Source organism: Actinoplanes sp. L3-i22, from assembly GCF_019704555.1.
GTDB lineage: Bacteria > Actinomycetota > Actinomycetes > Mycobacteriales > Micromonosporaceae > Actinoplanes.
On sequence record NZ_AP024745.1, the window covers coordinates 2,897,653 to 2,917,500 of the forward strand.

General features: G+C 71.0%; 21 protein-coding genes (1 of these 21 only partly in view). 14 read left to right on the forward strand and 7 right to left on the reverse strand.

All coding sequences use genetic code 11. From position 1 onward, the window contains the following. The first annotated feature begins 5 nt into the window (after window positions 1-5). From L3i22_RS12870 to L3i22_RS12880, 3 genes are all read left to right on the forward strand, one after another. On the forward strand, window positions 6-1,145 hold the full coding sequence (locus L3i22_RS12870; protein WP_221327188.1) for a S9 family peptidase: 1,140 nt from the start codon (window positions 6-8) through the stop codon (window positions 1,143-1,145). Next, complete coding sequence (locus L3i22_RS12875; protein ID WP_221327189.1) at window positions 1,142-2,107, forward strand: cyclase family protein; 966 nt, start codon at window positions 1,142-1,144, stop codon at window positions 2,105-2,107. Before L3i22_RS12870 ends, L3i22_RS12875 begins: the two co-directional genes overlap by 4 nt. Window positions 2,108-2,181: 74 nt before the next feature. Further along, window positions 2,182-2,508: a hypothetical protein gene (locus L3i22_RS12880; RefSeq protein ID WP_221327190.1), complete on the forward strand. Its 327-nt coding sequence runs from the start codon at window positions 2,182-2,184 to the stop codon at window positions 2,506-2,508. Between the two features lie 90 nt (window positions 2,509-2,598). Here L3i22_RS12880 and L3i22_RS12885 read toward each other — a convergent pair whose 3' ends face one another. Further along, window positions 2,599-2,913: a DUF3817 domain-containing protein gene (locus tag L3i22_RS12885; RefSeq protein ID WP_221327191.1), complete on the reverse strand. Its 315-nt coding sequence runs from the start codon at window positions 2,911-2,913 to the stop codon at window positions 2,599-2,601. 170 nt (window positions 2,914-3,083) lie between these two features. Here L3i22_RS12885 and L3i22_RS12890 point away from each other — a divergent pair, with 170 nt between their 5' ends. Both L3i22_RS12890 and L3i22_RS12895 read left to right on the forward strand, forming a co-directional pair. Beyond that, window positions 3,084-3,608 (forward strand): helix-turn-helix transcriptional regulator, encoded by a 525-nt coding sequence (locus L3i22_RS12890; RefSeq protein WP_221327192.1) that lies wholly within the window; start codon window positions 3,084-3,086, stop codon window positions 3,606-3,608. Between the two features lie 7 nt (window positions 3,609-3,615). After that, the gene (locus L3i22_RS12895) at window positions 3,616-3,846 is read left to right on the forward strand and encodes a hypothetical protein (protein WP_255658181.1); all 231 of its coding nucleotides are present in this window, start codon (window positions 3,616-3,618) and stop codon (window positions 3,844-3,846) included. A 12-nt stretch (window positions 3,847-3,858) separates the two neighbouring features. Here the strand turns inward: L3i22_RS12895 and L3i22_RS12900 are convergent, their stop codons facing one another. Beyond that, window positions 3,859-4,668 carry an SAM-dependent methyltransferase gene (locus tag L3i22_RS12900; RefSeq protein WP_221327194.1) on the reverse strand — a complete coding sequence of 270 codons (810 nt, stop codon included), beginning with the start codon at window positions 4,666-4,668 and terminating at the stop codon, window positions 3,859-3,861. A gap of 80 nt (window positions 4,669-4,748) precedes the next feature. On the opposite strand from L3i22_RS12900, the gene L3i22_RS12905 reads away from it, so the two are divergent. Further along, a complete protein-coding gene (locus tag L3i22_RS12905; protein ID WP_221327195.1) occupies window positions 4,749-7,055 on the forward strand; it encodes a PAS domain S-box protein in 2,307 nt (768 codons plus the stop codon). A gap of 516 nt (window positions 7,056-7,571) precedes the next feature. On the opposite strand, the gene L3i22_RS12910 is transcribed toward L3i22_RS12905, so the two are convergent. From L3i22_RS12910 to L3i22_RS12920, 3 genes are all read right to left on the reverse strand, one after another. Continuing rightward, window positions 7,572-8,159, reverse strand: coding sequence for an excalibur calcium-binding domain-containing protein (locus L3i22_RS12910; protein ID WP_221327196.1), 588 nt, complete (start codon window positions 8,157-8,159; stop codon window positions 7,572-7,574). 536 nt (window positions 8,160-8,695) lie between these two features. Then, on the reverse strand, window positions 8,696-9,571 hold the full coding sequence (locus L3i22_RS12915; RefSeq protein WP_255658182.1) for an ADP-ribosylglycohydrolase family protein: 876 nt from the start codon (window positions 9,569-9,571) through the stop codon (window positions 8,696-8,698). A gap of 89 nt (window positions 9,572-9,660) precedes the next feature. Beyond that, window positions 9,661-10,335, reverse strand: a complete 675-nt coding sequence (locus L3i22_RS12920) for a hypothetical protein (protein WP_255658816.1) — start codon at window positions 10,333-10,335, stop codon at window positions 9,661-9,663. 107 nt (window positions 10,336-10,442) lie between these two features. Here L3i22_RS12920 and L3i22_RS12925 point away from each other — a divergent pair, with 107 nt between their 5' ends. Then, entirely contained in the window at window positions 10,443-11,240 is a 798-nt protein-coding gene (locus L3i22_RS12925) for an SAM-dependent methyltransferase (protein ID WP_221327197.1), read from the forward strand. Window positions 11,241-11,342: 102 nt separating this feature from the next. Beyond that, window positions 11,343-12,332 carry a malate dehydrogenase gene (locus L3i22_RS12930; RefSeq protein WP_221327198.1) on the forward strand — a complete coding sequence of 330 codons (990 nt, stop codon included), beginning with the start codon at window positions 11,343-11,345 and terminating at the stop codon, window positions 12,330-12,332. A 54-nt stretch (window positions 12,333-12,386) separates the two neighbouring features. Here L3i22_RS12930 and L3i22_RS12935 read toward each other — a convergent pair whose 3' ends face one another. Continuing rightward, a complete protein-coding gene (locus L3i22_RS12935; RefSeq protein WP_221327199.1) occupies window positions 12,387-12,728 on the reverse strand; it encodes a cupin domain-containing protein in 342 nt (113 codons plus the stop codon). Window positions 12,729-12,854: 126 nt separating this feature from the next. Between L3i22_RS12935 and L3i22_RS12940 the strand changes: the two genes are divergently transcribed. The 6 genes from L3i22_RS12940 (at window position 12,855) to L3i22_RS12965 (ending at window position 19,218) form a co-directional block, all read left to right on the forward strand. Next, on the forward strand, window positions 12,855-13,907 hold the full coding sequence (locus L3i22_RS12940; RefSeq protein WP_221327200.1) for a sporulation protein: 1,053 nt from the start codon (window positions 12,855-12,857) through the stop codon (window positions 13,905-13,907). A 431-nt stretch (window positions 13,908-14,338) separates the two neighbouring features. Continuing rightward, window positions 14,339-15,364: an ABC transporter substrate-binding protein gene (locus L3i22_RS12945; RefSeq protein ID WP_221327201.1), complete on the forward strand. Its 1,026-nt coding sequence runs from the start codon at window positions 14,339-14,341 to the stop codon at window positions 15,362-15,364. Beyond that, window positions 15,361-16,158, forward strand: coding sequence for an ABC transporter ATP-binding protein (locus L3i22_RS12950; RefSeq protein WP_221327202.1), 798 nt, complete (start codon window positions 15,361-15,363; stop codon window positions 16,156-16,158). Before L3i22_RS12945 ends, L3i22_RS12950 begins: the two co-directional genes overlap by 4 nt. 88 nt (window positions 16,159-16,246) lie before the next feature. Continuing rightward, window positions 16,247-16,975: an ABC transporter permease gene (locus L3i22_RS12955; RefSeq protein ID WP_255658183.1), complete on the forward strand. Its 729-nt coding sequence runs from the start codon at window positions 16,247-16,249 to the stop codon at window positions 16,973-16,975. A gap of 12 nt (window positions 16,976-16,987) precedes the next feature. Continuing rightward, complete coding sequence (locus L3i22_RS12960; protein WP_221327204.1) at window positions 16,988-17,884, forward strand: TauD/TfdA family dioxygenase; 897 nt, start codon at window positions 16,988-16,990, stop codon at window positions 17,882-17,884. Continuing rightward, window positions 17,884-19,218: an LLM class flavin-dependent oxidoreductase gene (locus L3i22_RS12965; protein WP_221327205.1), complete on the forward strand. Its 1,335-nt coding sequence runs from the start codon at window positions 17,884-17,886 to the stop codon at window positions 19,216-19,218. The genes L3i22_RS12960 and L3i22_RS12965 overlap by 1 nt, the downstream gene beginning before the upstream one ends. Window positions 19,219-19,465: 247 nt before the next feature. On the opposite strand, the gene L3i22_RS12970 is transcribed toward L3i22_RS12965, so the two are convergent. Continuing rightward, window positions 19,466-19,848, reverse strand: partial view of a hypothetical protein gene (locus L3i22_RS12970; protein WP_255658184.1) — the 3' portion only. Its footprint extends 274 nt past the window's final position; 383 of the gene's 657 nt are visible here — the last part of the coding sequence; the start codon falls outside the window, past its right edge; it ends in the stop codon at window positions 19,466-19,468.

Here is a 19,848-nt window from a genome sequence, read left to right on the forward strand (position 1 = left end):
TCAGGATGTTCGAGTACTTCCCCGGCAACTACGTCTGGAACCTGGGCGTGGTCGCCACCCTGAATAGCGGCGGCCTGATCGACGAGGTCGACCGGGCCTGCCGCCCGATCCGGGAACTCGGAGCTCAAGGCGCGGACGTCGGTACCAGGGAGTTCATGGCCTCGTGGGCGGCGGTCGCCGAGGATCTGGCGACCCGGGCGGCCGCCGACGAGGCGGCCGGTCACCTGCGGACCGCCGGCCAGAAGTACCTGCGCGCGACGAACTACCTGGCCCAGGCGGAACGGATGCAGAGTGCCAAGCAGCCGGATCGGAACGTCTTCTACCGGCGCTGCCTGGAGCTGCAGCAGAAGGCGTTCGACCTGATCGACCCGGCGACGACCCGGGTGGCGATCCCGTTCGAGGGCGCGCTGCTGCCGGCGTACTTCACGAAGGCCTCGGACGGGCCGGCACCGGTGATCATCATGTTCAACGGGCTGGACTCGACCAAGGAGCACATGTACTCGTCGGGCTTTCCGCAGGAGATGGCCGCCCGCGGCATCGCCACGCTGATGGTCGACACCCCGGGCAGCGGCGAGGCGCTGCGGCTGCTCGGCCTGACCAGCCGGGTGGAGAGCGAGGACTGGGCCACGGCCTGCGTCGACTACCTGCTCACCCGCGATGACGTCGTTGCCGAAAAAATCGGACTTGTCGGGTGGTCGCTGGGTGGGTACTACGCGCCGCGGGCCGCCGCGTTCGAGAAGCGGCTCGCGCTCTGCGTCGCCTGGGGCGCCAACCACGACTGGGGCGCGGTGCAGAAGCGCCGGCTCGAGCGGGAGGGGGAGAACCCGGTCCCGCACTACTGGGACCACGTGCTCTGGGTGTGGGGCGAGACCGATCTCGACACCTTCGTCAAGAAGGCCGAGGCGGTGAACCTCGACGGGGTGGTCGAGCGGATCACGGTGCCGTTCCTGATCACGCACGGGGAGAACGACCGGCAGATCCCCCTGGAATACGCGCACCGGTCCTACCGGCAGGCGGTCAACGCACCGCGGCGGGACCTGCGGATCTTCACGCCGGCCGAGGGCGGGGCCGAGCACATCGGGCTGGACCACTTCGCGCACGTTCGGACGTACATCGCCGACTGGATCGTGGACGTGTTCGCATGATCGATCGCACGGATCCCGAGGGCGCGATCGCGGCGGCCACGAAGCGGTGCTCGAACTGGGGGCGATGGGGGGCCGACGACGTACGGGGAACGATGAATTTCCTGACCCCGGCGCACCGTGCGCGGGCGGCGGCCCTGGTCCGCCGCGGGGTCTCCTTCTCGCTGTCGCAGTCGTTCGACGCGAACGGGCCGCAGAAGGGCTGGCGGCGGCGCACCAACCCGGTGCACACCATGCTGGACACCGGCACCGACGCGGTCGCCGGCGTGCAGGGGTTTCCGCACGGGCTGGGCGGCGCGGACGACGTGATCGCGATGCCGCTGCAGTGCTCGACCCAGTGGGACGGCCTCGGCCACATCTTCGACCACGGCCGGGCCTGGAACGGCCGGCCCGCCGACCGGGTCGTGACCAGCCTCGGCGACGGCGTCACCGGCATCGAGACGGTCGCCTCGGTGATCGCCGGGCGCGGGGTGCTGCTCGACGTCGGGCGGGCGCTCGGCGTGGACGGCGAGCTTCCGGATGGCTTCGCCATCACGGAGGAACACCTGGTGGAGACGATCGCGCGGCAGGGTTCGACGTCCGCGGTGGGACAGGGCGACATCGTTCTGGTACGGACGGGTCAGCTCACCCGCGTCCGCCGGAACGGCTGGGGTGAGTACGCCGGCGGTCCCGCGCCGGGCCTGTCGTTCACCACGGCCGACTGGCTGCACCGCACCGAGATCGCCGCGATCGCGACCGACACCTGGGGTTTCGAGGTGCGGCCGAACGAGTTCGACGACGCGTTCCAGCCGCTGCACCAGGTGGCGATCCCGCACATCGGCCTGTTCCTGGGCGAGATGTGGGATCCGGACGAGTTGGCGGCGGACTGCGCGGCCGACGGCGTCTTCGAGTTCTGGCTGACCGCCGCGCCGCTGCCGATCACCGGAGCGGTGGGCAGCCCGGTCAATCCGATCGCGGTCAAATAGGCGACGACCCGATTGGTGTCTCCCCGGATTTTCGCGACAGTGGGAATTCCGAACACTTTCCAGGGGAGAGGGCCATGCCGGATCAATTGGTGAAAATCGAAGACGCGACCTCGATCGGCGCTGTCATGGCGATCGGGTTGGAGCCGAATCCGAACGAGAATGCGATCACCGTGACCGTTCAGGGGCTACCCGCGGTGTCCTCCAGTCCGATCGTGTTCCTGCAGGTCGCGCAGTCCGACGGGGAGCGCATATTCCCCGATCAATTCACCACGCAGCTGATCTCGGTCGACCGGGAAACGCTGATTTTCCGCATCAAACGGGTTGACGCGCCGACCGGCTGGAAACAGCGATTGCAGATCAACATTCTGCTCTCCGGGCTGACCTGGGGATTCGGTGGGTGAGCGGGTCTCCGGTCTGGTCCGGGGATTCGGTGGGTGAATGCCGGGAACGGGGCGCGCCCGATCGGGCGCGCCCCGTCCTCGTGGCGGAGCTCAGGCGGTGGCGGCCGCCGGCTCCACTGCCGGGCGCCGCTTGGACACCCAGCGTTCAAAGATCAAGGTGGTGAGCGGGGGGATCGAGGCGGCCAGGGCGAAGCCGGTGCGCCACAGCGACCAGCGCTCGGCGCGGGCCACCCAGAGCGTCGCGACCAGGTAGGCGACGAACATCGCGCCGTGCACCCGGCCGAACAGCCAGACGCCCGCGTCCGTGGTGTGCGAGACGTGCTTCAGGTACATCCCCACCAGCAGCCCGGTCCACGAGAACGCCTCGGCGACCGCGGTCACGCGGAACACCCGGAACGCTTCCACCCGCCACCCCTTTCATGATCGACAGGATCCGGACGCTACCGGCCCGAAGTTGAGTGTTTCCTGGCAGCGGCGGCGAGGGCCGGCGGTCGCGGGCTTCCCGGTCTCGACGGCGGGTGTCGTCGGGGGAGGTGTGGATCACATCCGGATCGGGCAAGATCTAAATTCTCGGCATGTCGCTGCAAACGCATCGAAGCCACACCCGGGCCATTGCGCAATGGCCGGTGCTGGCGCCGCACCTGCAGGAGATCATTGAATCTCTTGCCGCCGGGGAGACGGCACGCGAGATGGCGGCCCGCCTGTACATCTCGCCCAACACCGTCAAGTCCCGGCTGAGGACGCTGTATCAGCAGCTCGGAGCCCGTGATCAGGCCCATGCCGTGGCCATCGCGTTCCGGATCGGGGTGCTCCGGGCGGCCGGCGAGCCGGAGCCCGACCGGAAGACCGTCATGATCGGCACCCTCGACCCGGACAGTCTGCGTGACACCATCGCCGATCTCACCGCTCTGCTGCGAATAGTGGAGCGGGTCCGCCAACTCGACGGCGGACACCTTCCCGACCTGCTCAGGCAGGTCGGCGAGCTGGCCTGTCAACCACACGAGGATCCACGGGACGCACTGGCCCGGATCGCGGAGATCGCCGCCGCGGCCGGGTTCGGCACGGATGATCCGGGCGCGGAGCCCGGTTCCGGACGATAATGGGCCGGTGGGTGACCGTCCGGCGGAGCGGATGCGACCGTGCCGTCGCTGCGGTCACCCGACCCGTGTGGACCGCATGGTGCAGGGCTACGGGCGCAATTGCGCGGCCTCGCTCGGCCTGACCGGCGGCACGGTGGACACCGGCCACTCCGGGCCGGACCTGTTCGATCTGCTCGAGGTCGAGCCGGAGGACTCCTGCGACGGGTGGGACCGGCCGGCCGACCGTCGCGGTCGTTGATTTTTTCTCTTCTTATGTAATTCCCGGCGGTACTCGCGCGCTTCCCCGGCGGCCGACGCCGGCCAGCATGAGCGACGCGCCCGGGTCGCTGATCGGCTCGGCCGGTCCCGCCGGATGCCAGCCGGGCCCGCGCACCACGCCCGGCTCGATCAGCTCCCACCCCTCGAACAGCGCGGTGAATCGCTCCTCGCCGCGCGGCACGAACGGCGTCCCGGTCCGGCTGTACAGGTCGGCGACCCGGGTCATCGCCTCCGGGTCCAGCCCGCCGCTGGCGTGCGACAGCGCCAGCAGGCTGCCCGGCGCGACCGCCTCGCGATAGCCGCGCAGCGTCGCGTCGAGCACCGGCCCGTCCGGCACGAAGTGCAGCACCGCGAACATCAGGATCCCGACCGGGCGACCGAGATCGATCACCGAGCGCAGCGCCGGGTCGCTCAGCACCGACGCCGGATCCCGCAGGTCACCCTGGACCACCACGGTCCGCGGGTCGTCGCCGAGCAGCCGGTGGGCGTAGAGCACCGCGGTCGGGTCGACGTCGACGTAGACCACCCGGGCCGCCGGATCGGCGGCCAGCGCGACCTCGTGCACGTTCCCCTCGGTCGGGATGCCGGAGCCGAGGTCGATGAACTGCCGGATGCCGTGCGCCAGCGCCCACCGCACCACCCGGTGCAGGAACGCGCGATTGGCCCGGGCCAGCGCCGTCATCTCCGGGACGATCTCCATGATCCGCGCCGCCACCGACCGGTCGACGGCGAAGTTGTGCGTGCCGCCGAGGAACACGTCGTACACGCGGGCGGAGCTGGGCCGGTTCGGATCGATGCTCACCATCTCGAAGATGCCCGGAATCCGGGGAATCCATGCCCGGAATTCCGGAAATTGGTAGTTTGGGGAGGGAGGGGACGGGTGTGGAGTCACGCATAGAGCTGCCGGGGCTCCTGATCGACACCGCCCCGGACGCGATCATCATCAGCCGCTCGGACGGCGTCATCACGATCGCCAACCGCCGCGCGCACGACATGTTCGGCTACCCGCCCGATCACCTCGTCGGGGTCTCCATCGACGAACTGGTCCCGGACGAGGTGCGCCCGGGGCATCCCGAGCAGCGCGCCGGCTACCTGGCCGCCGAACATCCGCCGCTGCGCCGCCTGCCCCTGCGCGGCCGGCGTCAGGACGGCACGGTCTTCGCGGTCGAGGTGTCGCTCTCCGGGGTCACCGCGCCCGACCGCGAGACGTACGTGACCGCGGTCCTGCGCGACGACACCACGCAACGCCAGGCCGCCGCCGCCCGGGCCCTGCTCGCCTCGGTCGTCCAGTCCTCGCACGACGCGATCGTCACCGTCGACCTGCGGAACCGGATCCTCTCCTGGAACCCGGGCGCCGAGAACCTCTACGGCTTCAAGGCCGACGAGATGGTCGGCACCTCGATCGACGAGATCATCCCGCCGGAGCGGCGCGCCGACGAGGAGCAGATCCGCGCGCTGGTCCGCCTCGGCGGCCGGGTGGACCGCTACCGGTCGCTGCGGCTCACCTCCGCCGGCCAGCCGATCGCCGTCGCGATGCTGGTCTCGCCCCTGCTCGACGAGCACGGCGCGCTGGTCGGCACGACCAGCACGGCCCGCGACATCAGCGAGCGGGAACGCACCGAGGCCCGGGTCCAGGCGATCCTCGACGCCGCGCCGGACGCGCTGCTCGGCGTCGCCGAGACCGGCGAGGTGGTGCTGGTCAACGCGGAGGCCGAGCGGCTGTTCGGGCACCCCCGGCACGACCTGATCCACATGGCGGTGGACCGGCTGCTGCCCGACGGCCTGCCGCCGGTCTCCGCGGTGCTGCGCACCGGCGACTCCGCCACCCCGCTCGACACCGAACGCTCCGAGGACGGCGAACAGCGCTGGGCCAAGCGCCGCGCGATCCGCAGCGACGGCGCCGAGCTGCCGGTCGACATCGCGGTCAGCGCGCTGCACGCCGACACCGGGGTGATCACCGTGGCCGCGGTCCGGGACATCACCGACCGGCTGGCCGCCGAGGCCGAGCGGCGCCGGCTGCGCGAGGAGACCGACCGGCAGAAGCTGGAGGCCCGCATGCAGCAGGCCCAGCGCCTGGAGAGCCTGGGCCAGCTGGCCGGCGGGATCGCGCACGACTTCAACAACCTGCTCGCGGTGATCCTCAACTACGCGGCGTTCATCATCGAGGACGCTGCCGGCAGCCCGCCCGCCGCCGACGCCGAGCAGATCGCCCGGGCCGCCCGGCGCGGCAGCGACCTCACCCACCAGCTGCTCGCCTTCGCCCGGCGCGAGGTGATCCGGCCCCGTCCGCTGGACCTCAACGCGGTGGTCACCGAGGTCCATCAGATGCTGGACCGGTCCCTGGGCGAACACATCAACCTGACGGTACGGACCACCGACCCGCTGCCCGCCGTGATGGCCGACCCGGGTCAGATGGAACAGGTGCTGGTGAACCTCGCGGTCAACGCCCGGGACGCGATGCCCACCGGCGGCCGGCTCACCATCGACACCGCCGAGGTCCGGGTCGACGCCGAGCACTCGGCCGCCCGGGCCGGCCTCAGCACCGGGCGCTACCTGCGGTTACGGGTCTCGGACAGCGGCACCGGGATGCCCAAGGAGGTGATCGACAAGGCGTTCGAGCCGTTCTTCACCACCAAGCCCAGCGGTCAGGGCACCGGCCTCGGGCTGGCCACCGTCTACGGCATCGTCACCCAGGCCGGCGGCACCGTGCAGATCTACTCCGAGCCGGGCATCGGCACCACGTTCACCATCCTGCTGCCGGTCACCGACGTGCGGGCGCAGGAGGTCGTGGCCGAGGAGACCGACGAGCGGCTGACCGGGCACGGGGCGACCGTGCTGGTCGTCGAGGACGAGGACGCGCTGCGCGAGGTGACCTCCCGGATCCTGGTCCGGGGCGGGTACACCGTGCTCGCCGCGAACGGGGGCGAGGCGGCGCTCCGGATCGCCGCCGAGAACCACATCGACGTGCTGCTCACCGACGTGATCATGCCGGGGATGCTGGGCAAGGACGTGGCCGACGCGGTGACCACCCGGTACCCGCGGACCAAGGTCCTGTTCATGTCCGGTTACGCCCAGCCGGTCCTGACCAATCACGGGACCCTCGCGGCCGATGTGCACCTGCTGGAGAAGCCGTTCACCAGCGCGGAGTTGATGCGCGCCCTGCACGACGAGCTGCAGACAAAGCCCTGACCCCACCGCCGGCCCGTCCCGCCGGCCCGTCCCGCCGGCCCGTCCCGCCGGCCCGTCCCGCCGGCCCGTCCCGCCGGCCCGTCCCGCCGGCCCGTCCCGCCGGCCCGTCCCGCCGGCCCGTCCCGCCGGCCCGTCCCGCCGGCCCGTCCCGCCGGCCCGTCCCGCCGGCCCGTCCCGCCGGCCCGTCCCGCCGGCCCGTCCCGCCGGCCCGTCCCGCCGGCCCGTCCCGCCGGCCCGTCCCGCCGGCCCGTCCCGCCGGCCCGTCCCGCCGGCCCGTCCCGCCGGCCCGTCCCGCCGGCCCGTCCCGCCGGCCCGTCCCGCCGGCCCGTCCCGCCGGCCCGTCCCGCCGGCCCGTCCCGCCGGCCCGTCCCGCCGCGCCGCCCCCGCCGCGCCGCCCCCGCCGCGCCGCCCCCGCCGCGCCGCCCCCGGCGCGCCACCGCCACCGCCGCGCCGCCACCGCCGCGCCGTCGCGTCCTGGCTGCTCGCGGCCTTCGCGGCAGCCCTGACCGTGGACCGCTACTCGCAGACGACGCCGTCGTTGTCGCGGTCCTGGTACCAGTCGTACTCCGGGTCGACGCCCTCGGTGTACGGCCCGTAGCCGGCCTTCTTCGCCGCCGCGCAGGTGGCATACCGCGGATCGGTGCCGCCGCCGCTGCCCGTCTCCGGCTTGTCGTCGGTGTCCGAGTCCCCGCTCTCACAGGCGACCCCGTCACCGTCCCGGTCGAGGGCCTTGCGGTAGCCGGGATCGTTCCTGCCGAGATCGGCGAGCCCGGCGTCATGCACCGCGTCGCAGTTCGCGTAGTAGACGGCCTTCGTCGTGGTCTTCGCCGGCGTCGGCTTCGTGGTCCTGGCCGGCGTGGCACTCCCCGCCGTGCTGCCCGCCGTCGTCGGGGTGGTACCGGCCGCCTCGGTGACCGGAACGACCGGCTCGGACGCGGCAACCGGATCAGTGGTCACCACAACCGAGGGACTCCCGCTCCCGGCCGTGTTGGTCCGGGCCCCGCCCGACGCGAAGATCGACACCCCGCAGGCCGCCACCGCCGCCACCCCGACCAGCCCGAGCATCACCTTGTTCAGCGACCACTTCCCGGGCGCTTTCCCCATCACCGCATACGGCCGAGTCCGCGGATACCCAGCCCCGCCAACCCCAGCCCCGCCTGCCCCCGCCCCGGGATAAGCCGCGCCGCCAGCCGCCCCGGGATAAGGCGTCCCTGCCGCCCCGCCCCCGCCATACGGCTGCCCCAGCGCCCCCGGCCCGGGGTAGACCTGCCCGGGCGGCACCGGCGACCCTGCCACGGTCTGCGGATAGGCCTGCCCGGGCGGCACCGGCGGCGCTGCCACGGTCTGCGGGTAGGCCTGCCCGGGCGGCACCGGCGACCCTGCCACGGTCTGCGGGTAGGCCTGCCCGGGCGGCATCGGCGACCCTGCCACGGTCTGCGGGTAGGCCTGCCCGGGCGGCACCGGCGGCCCGGGCACGGTCGGCGGCCCGTATTGCGGCGTTTCGGACGGACGGGCCCAAGGATCCTGCGGAGGCGGCAAACTCACAGCGAGAGCCTGATGTCCGAACCCGCCCATCGCCACCCGCCGATCGGCCCGTCACCGCTACGCGTGTCGATCCCCACCCTGACCGAAAGGTCCACTCACGCCAGTCGATCAACCCAGGCCGGCAGCCCCTCACAACGCTTGAGCCACTCACCGGGCACCCCGGCCAGCCCGGTCCGCGCCCCGACCACGCCACCCGCGATCGCACAGGTGGTGTCGATGTCCCCGCCGGCCGACGCGGTCGCCCACAGCGCCGCCGCCAGGTCGTCCTGGTGCCGGGCCGCGCACCACAACGCGTAGGGCACGGTGTCCGGCGCCGAGATCCGCAACCCGGACCCGACCACGGCCCCCACCTCCCGCGGGTCCGCGTCCCCCGGGAAGTCCGCGGCCCGCCGCAGACCGTCCGCCACCTGGCCCGCCGGCACACGCGCCACGACGTCGCCGAGCGACCAGTCCCCGCCTCGCACACTCAGCGCCGCGGCCACCGCCACCGCGACCGCCCCGGCGGCCGCCTCCGGATGGGCGTGCGTGACCACCGCCGACCGGCCCGCCTCGGCCACGACCGCGTCCAGGTCGCCGGCGAACCACGCGCCGAGCGGCGGAACCCGCATCGCCGCCCCGTTCCCCCAGGACCCCGACCCGTCGAACTGCCGCCGGGTCACCACCGCCCAGCCCTCCCCGGCACCGAACGCGGCGAGGACGTCATGCATCCCGGCGCCGTAGTTCCGATAGGGATCAGCCGCATACTCCGTCGCGAACTCCGCGGCCAGCACGTCCTGGTCGACCCGCCCGTGCGCCACCAGCACCCGGAGCAGTGGAAGCGCCATGGCGGTGTCATCGGTCCACGTCCACGGCCCGTCCGCCAGCCGCCGCTCGGCGAAGTCCCCGGCCGGCCGCCGGCACCACGTCTCCCCGAACGCGTCGCCCAGCCAAACTCCGCGCATCGCCGCCACCGCGGCCGCCGTGTTCCCCATCCGCCGATCATCCACTGCGTCTCATCCACCGCGCTCATCCATTGCGGCGGCCGGCGCAGCGGAGAGCCAGATCCCCATCCCCTCGTCCGTCAGCACCCTCCCGATGTCCTCGTTCCCCCGTCGCCTCCCCAAATCTGCCACCTCCCGGACCCCGCCACACCGGCCGGAAGAAGGGCGCCCCCGGCCGAAAGTAGGGGCGGCGGCGCGGCAGACACCGAAGAAGCACGAACCGACCCAACGGCCCCCACCGTCGAGTCCGGCCCGCCCGACGTGAAGCGTTCGACCGCCCCCACCGTCGATTCCGGCCCGCCCGACGTGAAGATCCCGAGACACCCGCAGACCGCCAGCACCACCGCCACCACGAACAGCACCACCGCCAGCACCAGCCCCGGATACTTCTGCGGCGGCGGCCCCAGCGCCCCCCGCAGGAACGCCAGCATCGGCGCCCGGTACTCCAGCTCCGCCGTCCGCCCCGGCAGCGCCACCACGGTGGTCTCCGCCGCCCCGATCCGGGACGGCAGCAGATAGGGGATGTGCACGTGCACGTGGTGCTCCCCGAACGCGACCGGCGTCGTCACCCGGCTCCACCCGGCCGGCACGTCTTTCCCGTCGATCTCCAGGACCGGCGTGAAGAGCCCGAGCACGAAGGCGAGCGGCGCGTACCGCATCGTCACCGCGATGGTCGCGCCGCCTTCGCCGCGCGCCGGGTCGAGCGGCGGGAAGCCTGGGGAGAATGGCCGGTAGGGCGGCGCCAGGATGGCCACGCTGCACCCTTTCCCTCGAAGTCCGCCGATGCAGGATATGCCTGTGAGCCCGGCCGGGAAAACTCCTCATGTCCACAGTGGAGCCGCAGGCCGGGTTAGGATGAGCCATGACGAGCGACCGGGTGGATCCGCAGACCGTCTCACCTGCTCGCCGGTGGAACTACTGGCTCGGCGGCAAGGATCACTACCAGGTCGACCGGGACTCCGGCGACCAGATCGCCGCGGTCTACCCGGCGGTCTGGACGGCCGCGCGGGAGGGTCGCGCCTTCCACAACCGGGCGATCCGGCACCTGGCCGGCGCGGCCGGCATCCGCCAGTTCGTCGACATCGGCACCGGCCTGCCGGCGCCGGACAACACGCACGAGGTGGCCCAGGCGATCGCGCCGGAGGCGAAGGTCGTCTATGTCGACAACGACCCGATGGTCCTGGCGCACGCCCGGGCGCTGATGTCCGGCGGTTCGACGACATATGTGGACGCCGACCTCCGCGACCCGGAGAAGATCCTGCGCGCGCCGGAGCTGCTGGCGACCGTCGACCTGTCCCGCCCGGTCGCGATCCTGCTGATCAACGTGCTGCACTTCCTGCTCGACGACGCGGAGGCGGCCGGCGTGGTCCGCACCCTGCTGGCCGGCGTCGCGCCGGGCAGTTTCCTGGTCGCCACGCACGGCACGGCGGATTTCGTCCCGCCGGAGATCTCGGCCCGGCTCACCGCGACCCAGCCGACCGGCCCGGCCGCGCTCGTGCCCCGCGACCGGGCCCGGTTCAGCGCGTTCTTCGACGGCCTGGAGCTGGTCGAGCCGGGCGTCGTGCCGGTGTCCGAGTGGCGCCCGGAGCAGGACGAGCGCCCGGCGCCCGTCGAGACCTCGACCTGGGCGGCCGTTGCCCGGAAACCCACGGACAAGTAACGCGTGAGGTCACACCGATAGGCGTCCGCGTCATCGTCCCGTAACGCGAGGACTAGAGTCCGGTTCGGGTGCCGAAATGCCTCAACCTCGGGAGACAAACTCATGACTAAGACACCGGTCACCGTCACCGTGACGGGCGCAGCCGGCCAGATCGGCTACGCGCTGCTGTTCCGCATCGCCTCCGGCCAGCTGCTCGGCGCGAACGTACCGGTCCGCCTGCGCCTGCTGGAGATCCCGGCCGCCACCCGCGCCGCCGAGGGCGTCGCGCTGGAGCTCGAGGACGGGGCGTACCCGCTGCTCGACGGCGTCGACGTGTTCGACGACGCGAAGGCCGCGTTCGACGGCGTCAACGTGGCGCTGCTGGTCGGCGCCCGCCCGCGTACCAAGGGCATGGAGCGGGGCGACCTGCTCGAGGCCAACGGCGGCATCTTCGGCCCGCAGGGCACCGCGATCAACGCGGGCGCCGCTGCCGACGTGCGCGTGCTGGTCGTCGGCAACCCGGCCAACACCAACGCCCTGATCGCCCAGCAGCACGCGCCGGACGTGCCGGCCGACCGCTTCACCGCGATGACCCGGCTCGACCACAACCGCGCGCTGGCCCAGCTCGCCAAGAAGCTGGACGTGCCGGTCGCCGAGCTGCGCAAGGTGACGATCTGGGGCAACCACTCCGCCACCCAGTACCCGGACGTCTCGCACGCCGAGGCCGCCGGTCGCCCGGTCAAGGACCTGGTCGAGCAGGCCTGGCTCGCCGACGAGTTCATCCCGCGGGTCGCCAAGCGTGGCGCCGAGATCATCGAGGTCCGTGGCGCGTCCTCGGCCGCGTCCGCCGCGTCGGCCGCGATCGACCACGTGCACACCTGGGTCAACGGCACCGCCGAGGGCGACTGGACGTCGGCCGCGATCGTCTCCGACGGCTCCTACGGCGTGCCCGCCGGCCTGATCTCCTCGTTCCCGGTCACCGCCCGGGACGGCAAGTGGGAGATCGTCCAGGGCCTCGAGATCAGCGAGTTCTCCCGCGCCCGCATCGACGCCTCGGTCGCCGAGCTCCAGGAGGAGCGCACCGCCGTCCAGGGCCTGGGCCTGATCAAGTAATTCACGATCAAAGGCCGCTTATTCCGTACGGAAATAAGCGGCCTTTGTCTTTTTCTAAACGCCCGTGACGTAGAGCTTCCGCAGCGGCTCCGACACGGTCCACACGGTCTTGGTCCCCGCCGTGAGGCGCACCAGGTCGCCCGGCCGCACCTCGGACGTCACGCCGTCGGCCTCGATCGTCGCCCGCCCGGCCAGCACCAGGAACGCCTCCTCGGCCTCGACGTCGCGGACCGCGCCGGTGCTCATCTCCCAGATGCCGACCTCGACGCCCAGCCCGTCCAGCGTCGTCACGGTGACCGCGCCGGTGGTCGGCGCCCCGGCGACGACCTCGTCCGGGTGACTTGGTTCGTGAACAACGGTGACATCGGCGAGGTGGTGGATCGAGACTGGGTCCATGAGCTTGCACGATAGCCGTACGCTGCTGTGCTAGATCGGCTGGTGGGGGCGCTCTCAGCCACCTGCCAGGCGGTGTTGTCAGAATTTCCGAGCAAGTCGGGTTAGCCGGACTACAGGAGAGGCATCGTGGTCTTCAAGAAGTTGCTGGGCGCCATGGGAGTGGGTGGCCCGAGCGTGGACACCGTGCTGGCCAACCCGAGCACCTATCCGGGCGCGCCGCTGACCGGCCAGGTCAACGTGACCGGCGGGACCCAGCAGGCGGACATCGAGCACATCACGCTCGCCCTGGTCACCCGGATGGAGGTGGAGGGCGGCGGCGGTGACTACCAGGCCACCGGCGACTTCTACCGGCTCACCGTGGCCGGGCCGACGCGGCTGTTCCCCGGCCAGCAGCTGGCGATCCCGTTCCGCATCGAGATGCCGTGGGAGACCCCGATCACCACCGCCTACGGGCAGCCGCTGCGCGGCATGGTGATGGGCGTGCGCACCGAGGTGTCGATCGCGCGGGCGCTGGACAAGGGCGACCTCGACCCGGTCTACGTGCACCCGCTGCCGATCCAGCAGAAGATCCTGGACGCGTTCGGCCAGCTGGGCTTCCGCTTCAAGTCGGCGGACATCGAGGTCGGCCAGATCTACGGTGTCCACCAGACCCTCCCGTTCTACCAGGAGATCGAGTACTGGCCCGCCCCGCAGTACGCGCACTCCATCAACGAGCTCGAGCTGACGTTCGTGACCAGCCCGCACTCGGTCGAGGTGGTGCTGGAGTTCGACAAGCGCGGCGGCCTGTTCCACAGCGGTCAGGACACCTACGGGCGCTACTCGGTCTCGCACCACGACGCGGACACCACCGACTGGCGCTCGGTCGTCGACGGCTGGGTCCGTCAGGCGGTCGACCACCGCAAGTCCCGCCCGAGCCACGGCGGTGGCCACGGGGCGTACGGCGCTCCCGGCTACCCGCCGCCCCCGCCGCCCGGTTACGGGCACGGCGCGCCGGCCTACGGGCACGGCGGCCACGGTGGGCACGGCGGCGGCTACGGCCACCACGGGCACTACCGTCAGGGCGGGCACGGCAGCGGCATGGGCGGCGCCATCCTGGGCGCGGTCGGTGGCCTGGCGGCCGGCTACGTGATCGGCGAGGCCGTCGAGGAGGTCTTCGAGGACTGGGGCGGCGACGACTGACCCGATCGTGAGGCCGATTGACGTTTAGGACTGCCGAAAAGGCGGGGGCGCACACGCGCTTCCGCCTTTTTGTATTTACCCAGGTCACGGTAATGATCTGAGTTATATCCCACTCACTCTATGGGAAATGTATGTGCTCTGGGTCACAAAGAGGCTGACGTGGTGTCGTCGGACGTTTACGTTCCTAGTCATGAAGCGAGACAAGCGCCTGACGCGGCGCCGCTTCGTCGACTACCTCCGGGTGTGCACCTGCGCCTGTTGAGCGTGTGACGGCGAAGCGACACCGCCCGCCGCCCGACACCTCCCCGCCGACACGGCCGCGACGCTGCCGCCGTACGCGGAAATCGCATTGACCCACGCCTTTGTCTTCGGCGACCGCCATCGGCGGCCGTCCGATGCACGCCACCCTTGTGAGAGCCAGGAGCCCTTCCGTGACCACTCGTCGAAACGCCCTCGCCGGCCTGCTGGGCGGCGCATTCCTGACCGCCACCGGACTCTCCGCATGCGGCAGCAGCGGGGCCTCGGCCTCCGGAAGCCAGGTCAAGGAACTGCGATATCAGGGCAACGTGGGCGCCGTGACGCTGCCCGAACTCGCCGCCGACCTCGGCTATCTGGGCGACGTGAAACTCAACTGGATCGGCAACACGATCAGCGGCCCGCAGGACATCCAGGCGGCGACCACCGGCGACGTCGACTTCGGCGGCGCGTTCAACGGCGCGATCGTGAAACTGGCCGCGAACGGCGCCCCGATCACCGCGGTGATCGGCTACTACGGCGTCGACAAGGACACCTACACCGGCTATTACGTGCTCGACGGCAGCCCGGTGAAAACCGCCCGGGACCTGATCGGCAAGAAGATCGGCGTCAATACCCTCGGCGCCCATCACGAGGCGGTCATCAAGACCTACCTGGCCAGGAACAATCTGACCGACGCCGAGATCAAGCAGGTCGAACTGATCGTCGTCCCGCCGGTCAACACCGAGCAGTCGGTGCGCCAGAAGCAGATCGACGTCGGCGCGCTCGGCGGCGTGCTGCGCGACAAGGCCATCGAGCGCGGCGGCGTGCACCCGCTCTTCAGCGACTTCGACCTGCTCGGCCAGTTCACCGCGGGCAGCTACATCTTCCGCGATGATTTCCTGAAGAAGAACCCGGACACCGTGAAAACGTTCGTCTCCGGTGTCGGCAAGGCCATCGAATGGGCCCGCGAGACGCCGCGTGATCAGGTCATCGCCCGTTTCCAGGACATCGTCAAGAAGCGCGGGCGCAGCGAGGACAACTCGACGCTGCAGTACTTCAAGAGCTACGGCGTCGCCGGTAAGGGCGGCGTGATCCAGGAGAAGGAGTTCCAGACCTGGGTCGACTGGCTGAACCGGGCCGGCGAGCTGAAGAAGGACGTCAAGGCCACCGACATCTTCGACAACAAATACAACTCGTACGCCGCCGGCGGTGCGGCGTGACCGACAAGATCGTCATCGAGAACCTCGGCAAGGTCTTCGACGCCCGCGGGACCACGGTCACCGCGCTGCAGGAGATCAACCTGACCGTCCGGGACGGCGAGTTCCTGGTCATCGTCGGGCCGAGCGGCTGCGGCAAGTCCACCCTGCTCGACCTGCTCGGCGGCCTGGCCCGGCCGACCAGCGGCCGGATCCTGGTGGACGGCACCGAGGTCACCGGCCCCGGCCTGGACCGCGGGGTGGTCTTCCAGCAGTACGCGCTGCTCCCGTGGCGCACCGCGCAGGGCAACGTGGAGTTCGGCCTGGAGGCCAAGCACGTGCCGCGCCGCGAGCGGGCCGCGAAGGCCCGGGAGTACCTGGACCTGGTCGGCCTGACCGGCTTCCACGACCGCTACCCGCACGAGCTCTCCGGCGGCATGAAGCAGCGCGTCGCGATCGCCCGCAGCCTCGCCTTCGACCCGGACGTGCTGCTGATGGACGAGCCGTTCGCGGCCCTCGACGCGCAGACCCGAGACGGGCTGCAGGACGAGCTGCTGCGGATCCAGAAGCTGACCGGCAAGACCGTCGTCTTCATCACCCACGGCATCGAGGAAGCCGTCTACCTGGGACAACGCGTCGCGGTGATGACGTCGCGGCCCGGGCGGATCAAGCAGGTGGTGGACATCCCGCCGCTGCGGCAGACCGACGACGTCCGCTCCGACCCGCAGTTCGCGCACTACCGGCACGAGATCTGGACCCTGCTGCGCGACGAGGTCACCAAGGCCCGTACCGAGGAACTGGAGGCCAATCGTGTCTAGCTCGACGTTGGTGGCGGCTAATCCCGTAACGGTTCCGGTCCAGGTGAAAAGGGCCGGCCGATTCTTCGGCAATATCGTTACCCGGAGCGTGGCGATCCTCGCGCTCGCGCTCATCTGGGAGATCTTTCCCCGGCTGGGCGTGGTCGACGCGACGTTCCTCCCGCCGCTCTCCGAGGTCCTGGTCGCCTGGTGGGACCTGGCCAGATCCGGCGAACTGTGGGAGCACACCCAGGCCAGCCTGACCCGTTCGCTGGTCGGCTTCGGCCTGGCGATCGTCGTCTCGATCCCGCTGGGCCTGCTGATCGGCTGGTACAAACCGGTCGCCAATCTGCTGACCCCGCTTCTCGAGGTGTTCCGGAACACCGCGGCACTGGCGATCCTGCCGGTCTTCGTGCTGATCCTGGGACTCGGCGAAACATCGAAAATCGCGATCATTGTGTACGCGTGTGCCTGGCCCATTCTGCTGAACACGGTCAGTGGCGTCCGCACCGTCGACCCGCTCCTGATCAAATCGGCGCGCTCGCTGGACCTCGGCCCGTTGAGCCTGTTCCAGAAGGTCGTCCTGCCCGCGGCCGTGCCGACCATCTTCACCGGGATCAGGCTGGCCGGGGCGTACTCGATCCTGATTTTGATCGCCGCCGAAATGGTCGGCGCGAAAGCCGGCCTCGGCTACCTCATCAACTACGCCCAGTACAACTTCGCGGTCCCCGACATGTACGCCGGAATCATCACCATCTCCGGCATCGGCCTGATCGTGAACCAGCTCCTGATCCTCACCGAGCGCCATTTCTCGACCTGGCGCACCAACGTTTCCTAGAAAGGCATGGCTATGAGCATCGACATCACGCGAATCGGTGGCCGGATCGGGGCGTCGGTGGCCGGCGTCGACCTGAAACAGCCGGTCGACCAGATCACCGCCAAGGAGATCCACGAGGCCCTCGTGGAACACAAAGTGCTGGTCTTCCGCGACCAACACCTCGACGACGAGCAGCACCAGCGCTTCGCCTCGATCTTCGGCCAGCTGACCCTCGCGCACCCGACCGTCCCGTCCGTCGACGGCCAGGCCAACGTCCTGGAGGTGGCCGGCGGCCCGGGCGCCCGCGCCAACGCCTGGCACACCGACGTCACCTTCGTGGTCGCCCCGCCCAAGGCCACCACGCTGCGCAGCCTGGTCATCCCGGAGTACGGCGGCGACACGCTCTTCTCGAACACCGCCGCGGCGTACGCCGACCTGCCCGAACACCTGCGCTTCCTGGCCGACCGCCTGTGGGCCGAGCACTCCAACGCCTACGACTACGCCGAGCACCCGCAGTTCCGCTCGGCCGAGGTCGAGGAGTACCAGAAGGTCTTCGCCTCCACCCGGTACCGCACCGCGCACCCGGTCGTCCGCGTCAACCCGGACTCGGGCCTGCCGAACCTGTTCATCGGCAACTTCGTCACCCACCTGATCGGGCTGTCCCGGACCGAGTCCCGCGACATCCTGCGCCTGCTCCAGCACTACGTGACCCGCCCGGAGAACACCCTGCGCCACCAGTGGCAGGTCGGCGACCTGGTGGTCTGGGACAACCGCAGCACCCAGCACTACGCCGCCGACGACTACGGCGACCTGGCCCGCAAGCTGCACCGGGTCACCGTCGCCGGGGACGTCCCGGTCGGCACCGACGGCACCAAGAGCTACATCCTCGAGGGCGACGAGGCCACCCACTACACCCCGCAGGTGCAGTGATGACCCGGAAACTGCACCTCAACGCGTTCCTGATGAGCGTCGGCCACCACGAGGCCGCCTGGCGCCTCCCGGAGACCGACCCGCGCGCCGACCTCGACGTCGAACACTTCAAGAACCTCGCCCGGATCGCCGAGCGCGGCAAGCTCGACTCGGTCTTCCTCGCCGACGGGCCGGTGCTCTGGGACCAGGTCGGGCGCCGCCCGTCCGGCGTCCTCGAACCGACCGTGCTGCTCACCGCGCTGGCCGGCGCCACCTCGCACATCGGCCTGATCGCGACCGCGTCGACCACCTACAACGAGCCGTACAACCTGGCCCGCCGGTTCGCCTCGCTCGACATCGTCAGCGGCGGCCGGGCCGGCTGGAACATCGTCACCACGGCCGGCCTCGACGCGGCCCGCAACTTCAACCTCGACCACCTGCCCGCCCACAAGGAGCGGTACGAGCGCGCCGCCGAGTTCGTCGACGTCTCGCTCAAGCTCTGGGACTCCTGGGCCGACGACGCCGTCCTCGCCGACAAGGAGAACGGCGTCTGGGGTGACGACGCGAAGATCTACCCGCCGGCGCACGAGGGCCGGTTCTACCGGGTCGCCGGCGCGCTCAACGTGCCGCGCTCCGCGCAGGGCCACCCGGTGCTCGTCCAGGCCGGCTCCTCGGAGAACGGGCGCAACTTCGCCGCCCAGTACGCCGAGGCGGTGTTCACCGCGCACCAGACACTGTCGGACGCGCAGGAGTTCTACGACGACCTGAAGCGGCGAGCCGCCGAATTCGGGCGGGACCCCGACCACATCAAGATCCTGCCCGGGATCGTGCCGGTCATCGCGGCCACGCCGGAGGCGGCGCTCGCCAAGGAGGCCGAGCTCAACGGGCTGATCCGGCCCGAGTACGCGCTGCCGCAACTGGCCGCGCTGCTCGGCGTACCGCAGAACGACCTGCACCTGGACCGGCAACTCCCGGACGACCTGCCCGAGGAGGAGGCCATCGAAGGCCAGAAGAGCCGGCGGACGCTCGTGGTCAATCTCGGTCGCCGGGAGAACCTGACCGTCCGGGAGATCATCGCCCGGCTGGGTGGCGGGCGGGGACACCTGACCTTCGCCGGGACGCCGGTGCAGGTGGCGGACGCGATCCAGGAATGGTTCGAGGCCGGGGCCGCGGACGGGTTCAACATCATGCCGCCGGTGCTGCCGTCGTCGCTCAGCGACTTCGTCGACCAGGTGGTACCGATCCTGCAGGGGCGGGGGCTCTTCCGGACCGAGTACAGCGGGCGGACGTTGCGGGAGCACTACGGGCTGCCGCGGCCGGCGAACCGGAACGCCGGGGCGCCGATCCTGATCTGATCTCGCGTTGGCCGGTGGGGGCCGCTGCCCGGTGGGCGGCGGCTCTTCCCATCCGGCCCGCGGAGTGCCCGCCCGTGGAAAGCCCGCCGGCGGATGTGCCCGCCCGTGGAAAGCGCGCCCGCGGAGAGCCCGCCCGTGGGGAGAGAGACCCCACCCAGTCCCAGGGGGCGTCCCACATCCATTATCCCAAAAACCTCAAGATCACGTTCGCGGCCTGTGGACAACCCCGCACTGTGGATAACCCCGGCTACCGGATGGCGCGAACGTTCCCCTGCTCAGACTGCTGTTGATCAGCGCCGCCGCCCGCCGCCTCGTGCTGCAGCTGGCGAGCCTCCTGGACCCCGGCCATCAGCTGGTCCCACTCCGGATCCTCCCGGAACCGAGCAGTGGTGATCTTCCCCGCCGACCGCGCCGACGTGTACTCCCACCACGCCGCCACCCGCACCGGCCACATCCCCATCCGCATCGCCCCGGCCAGGAAGCACCGATGCGCCGTCAACGTCGCCGCCAGCATCGCGGGCTCCAGCTCGAAGTCCGGATCGTCGAGCGCCGCCCCCAGCGCCCGCACATCCCGGTGCATCTCGGAATAGGCGATCAGGCTGGGCATCGCCGGCACCAGCAGCTCATCCT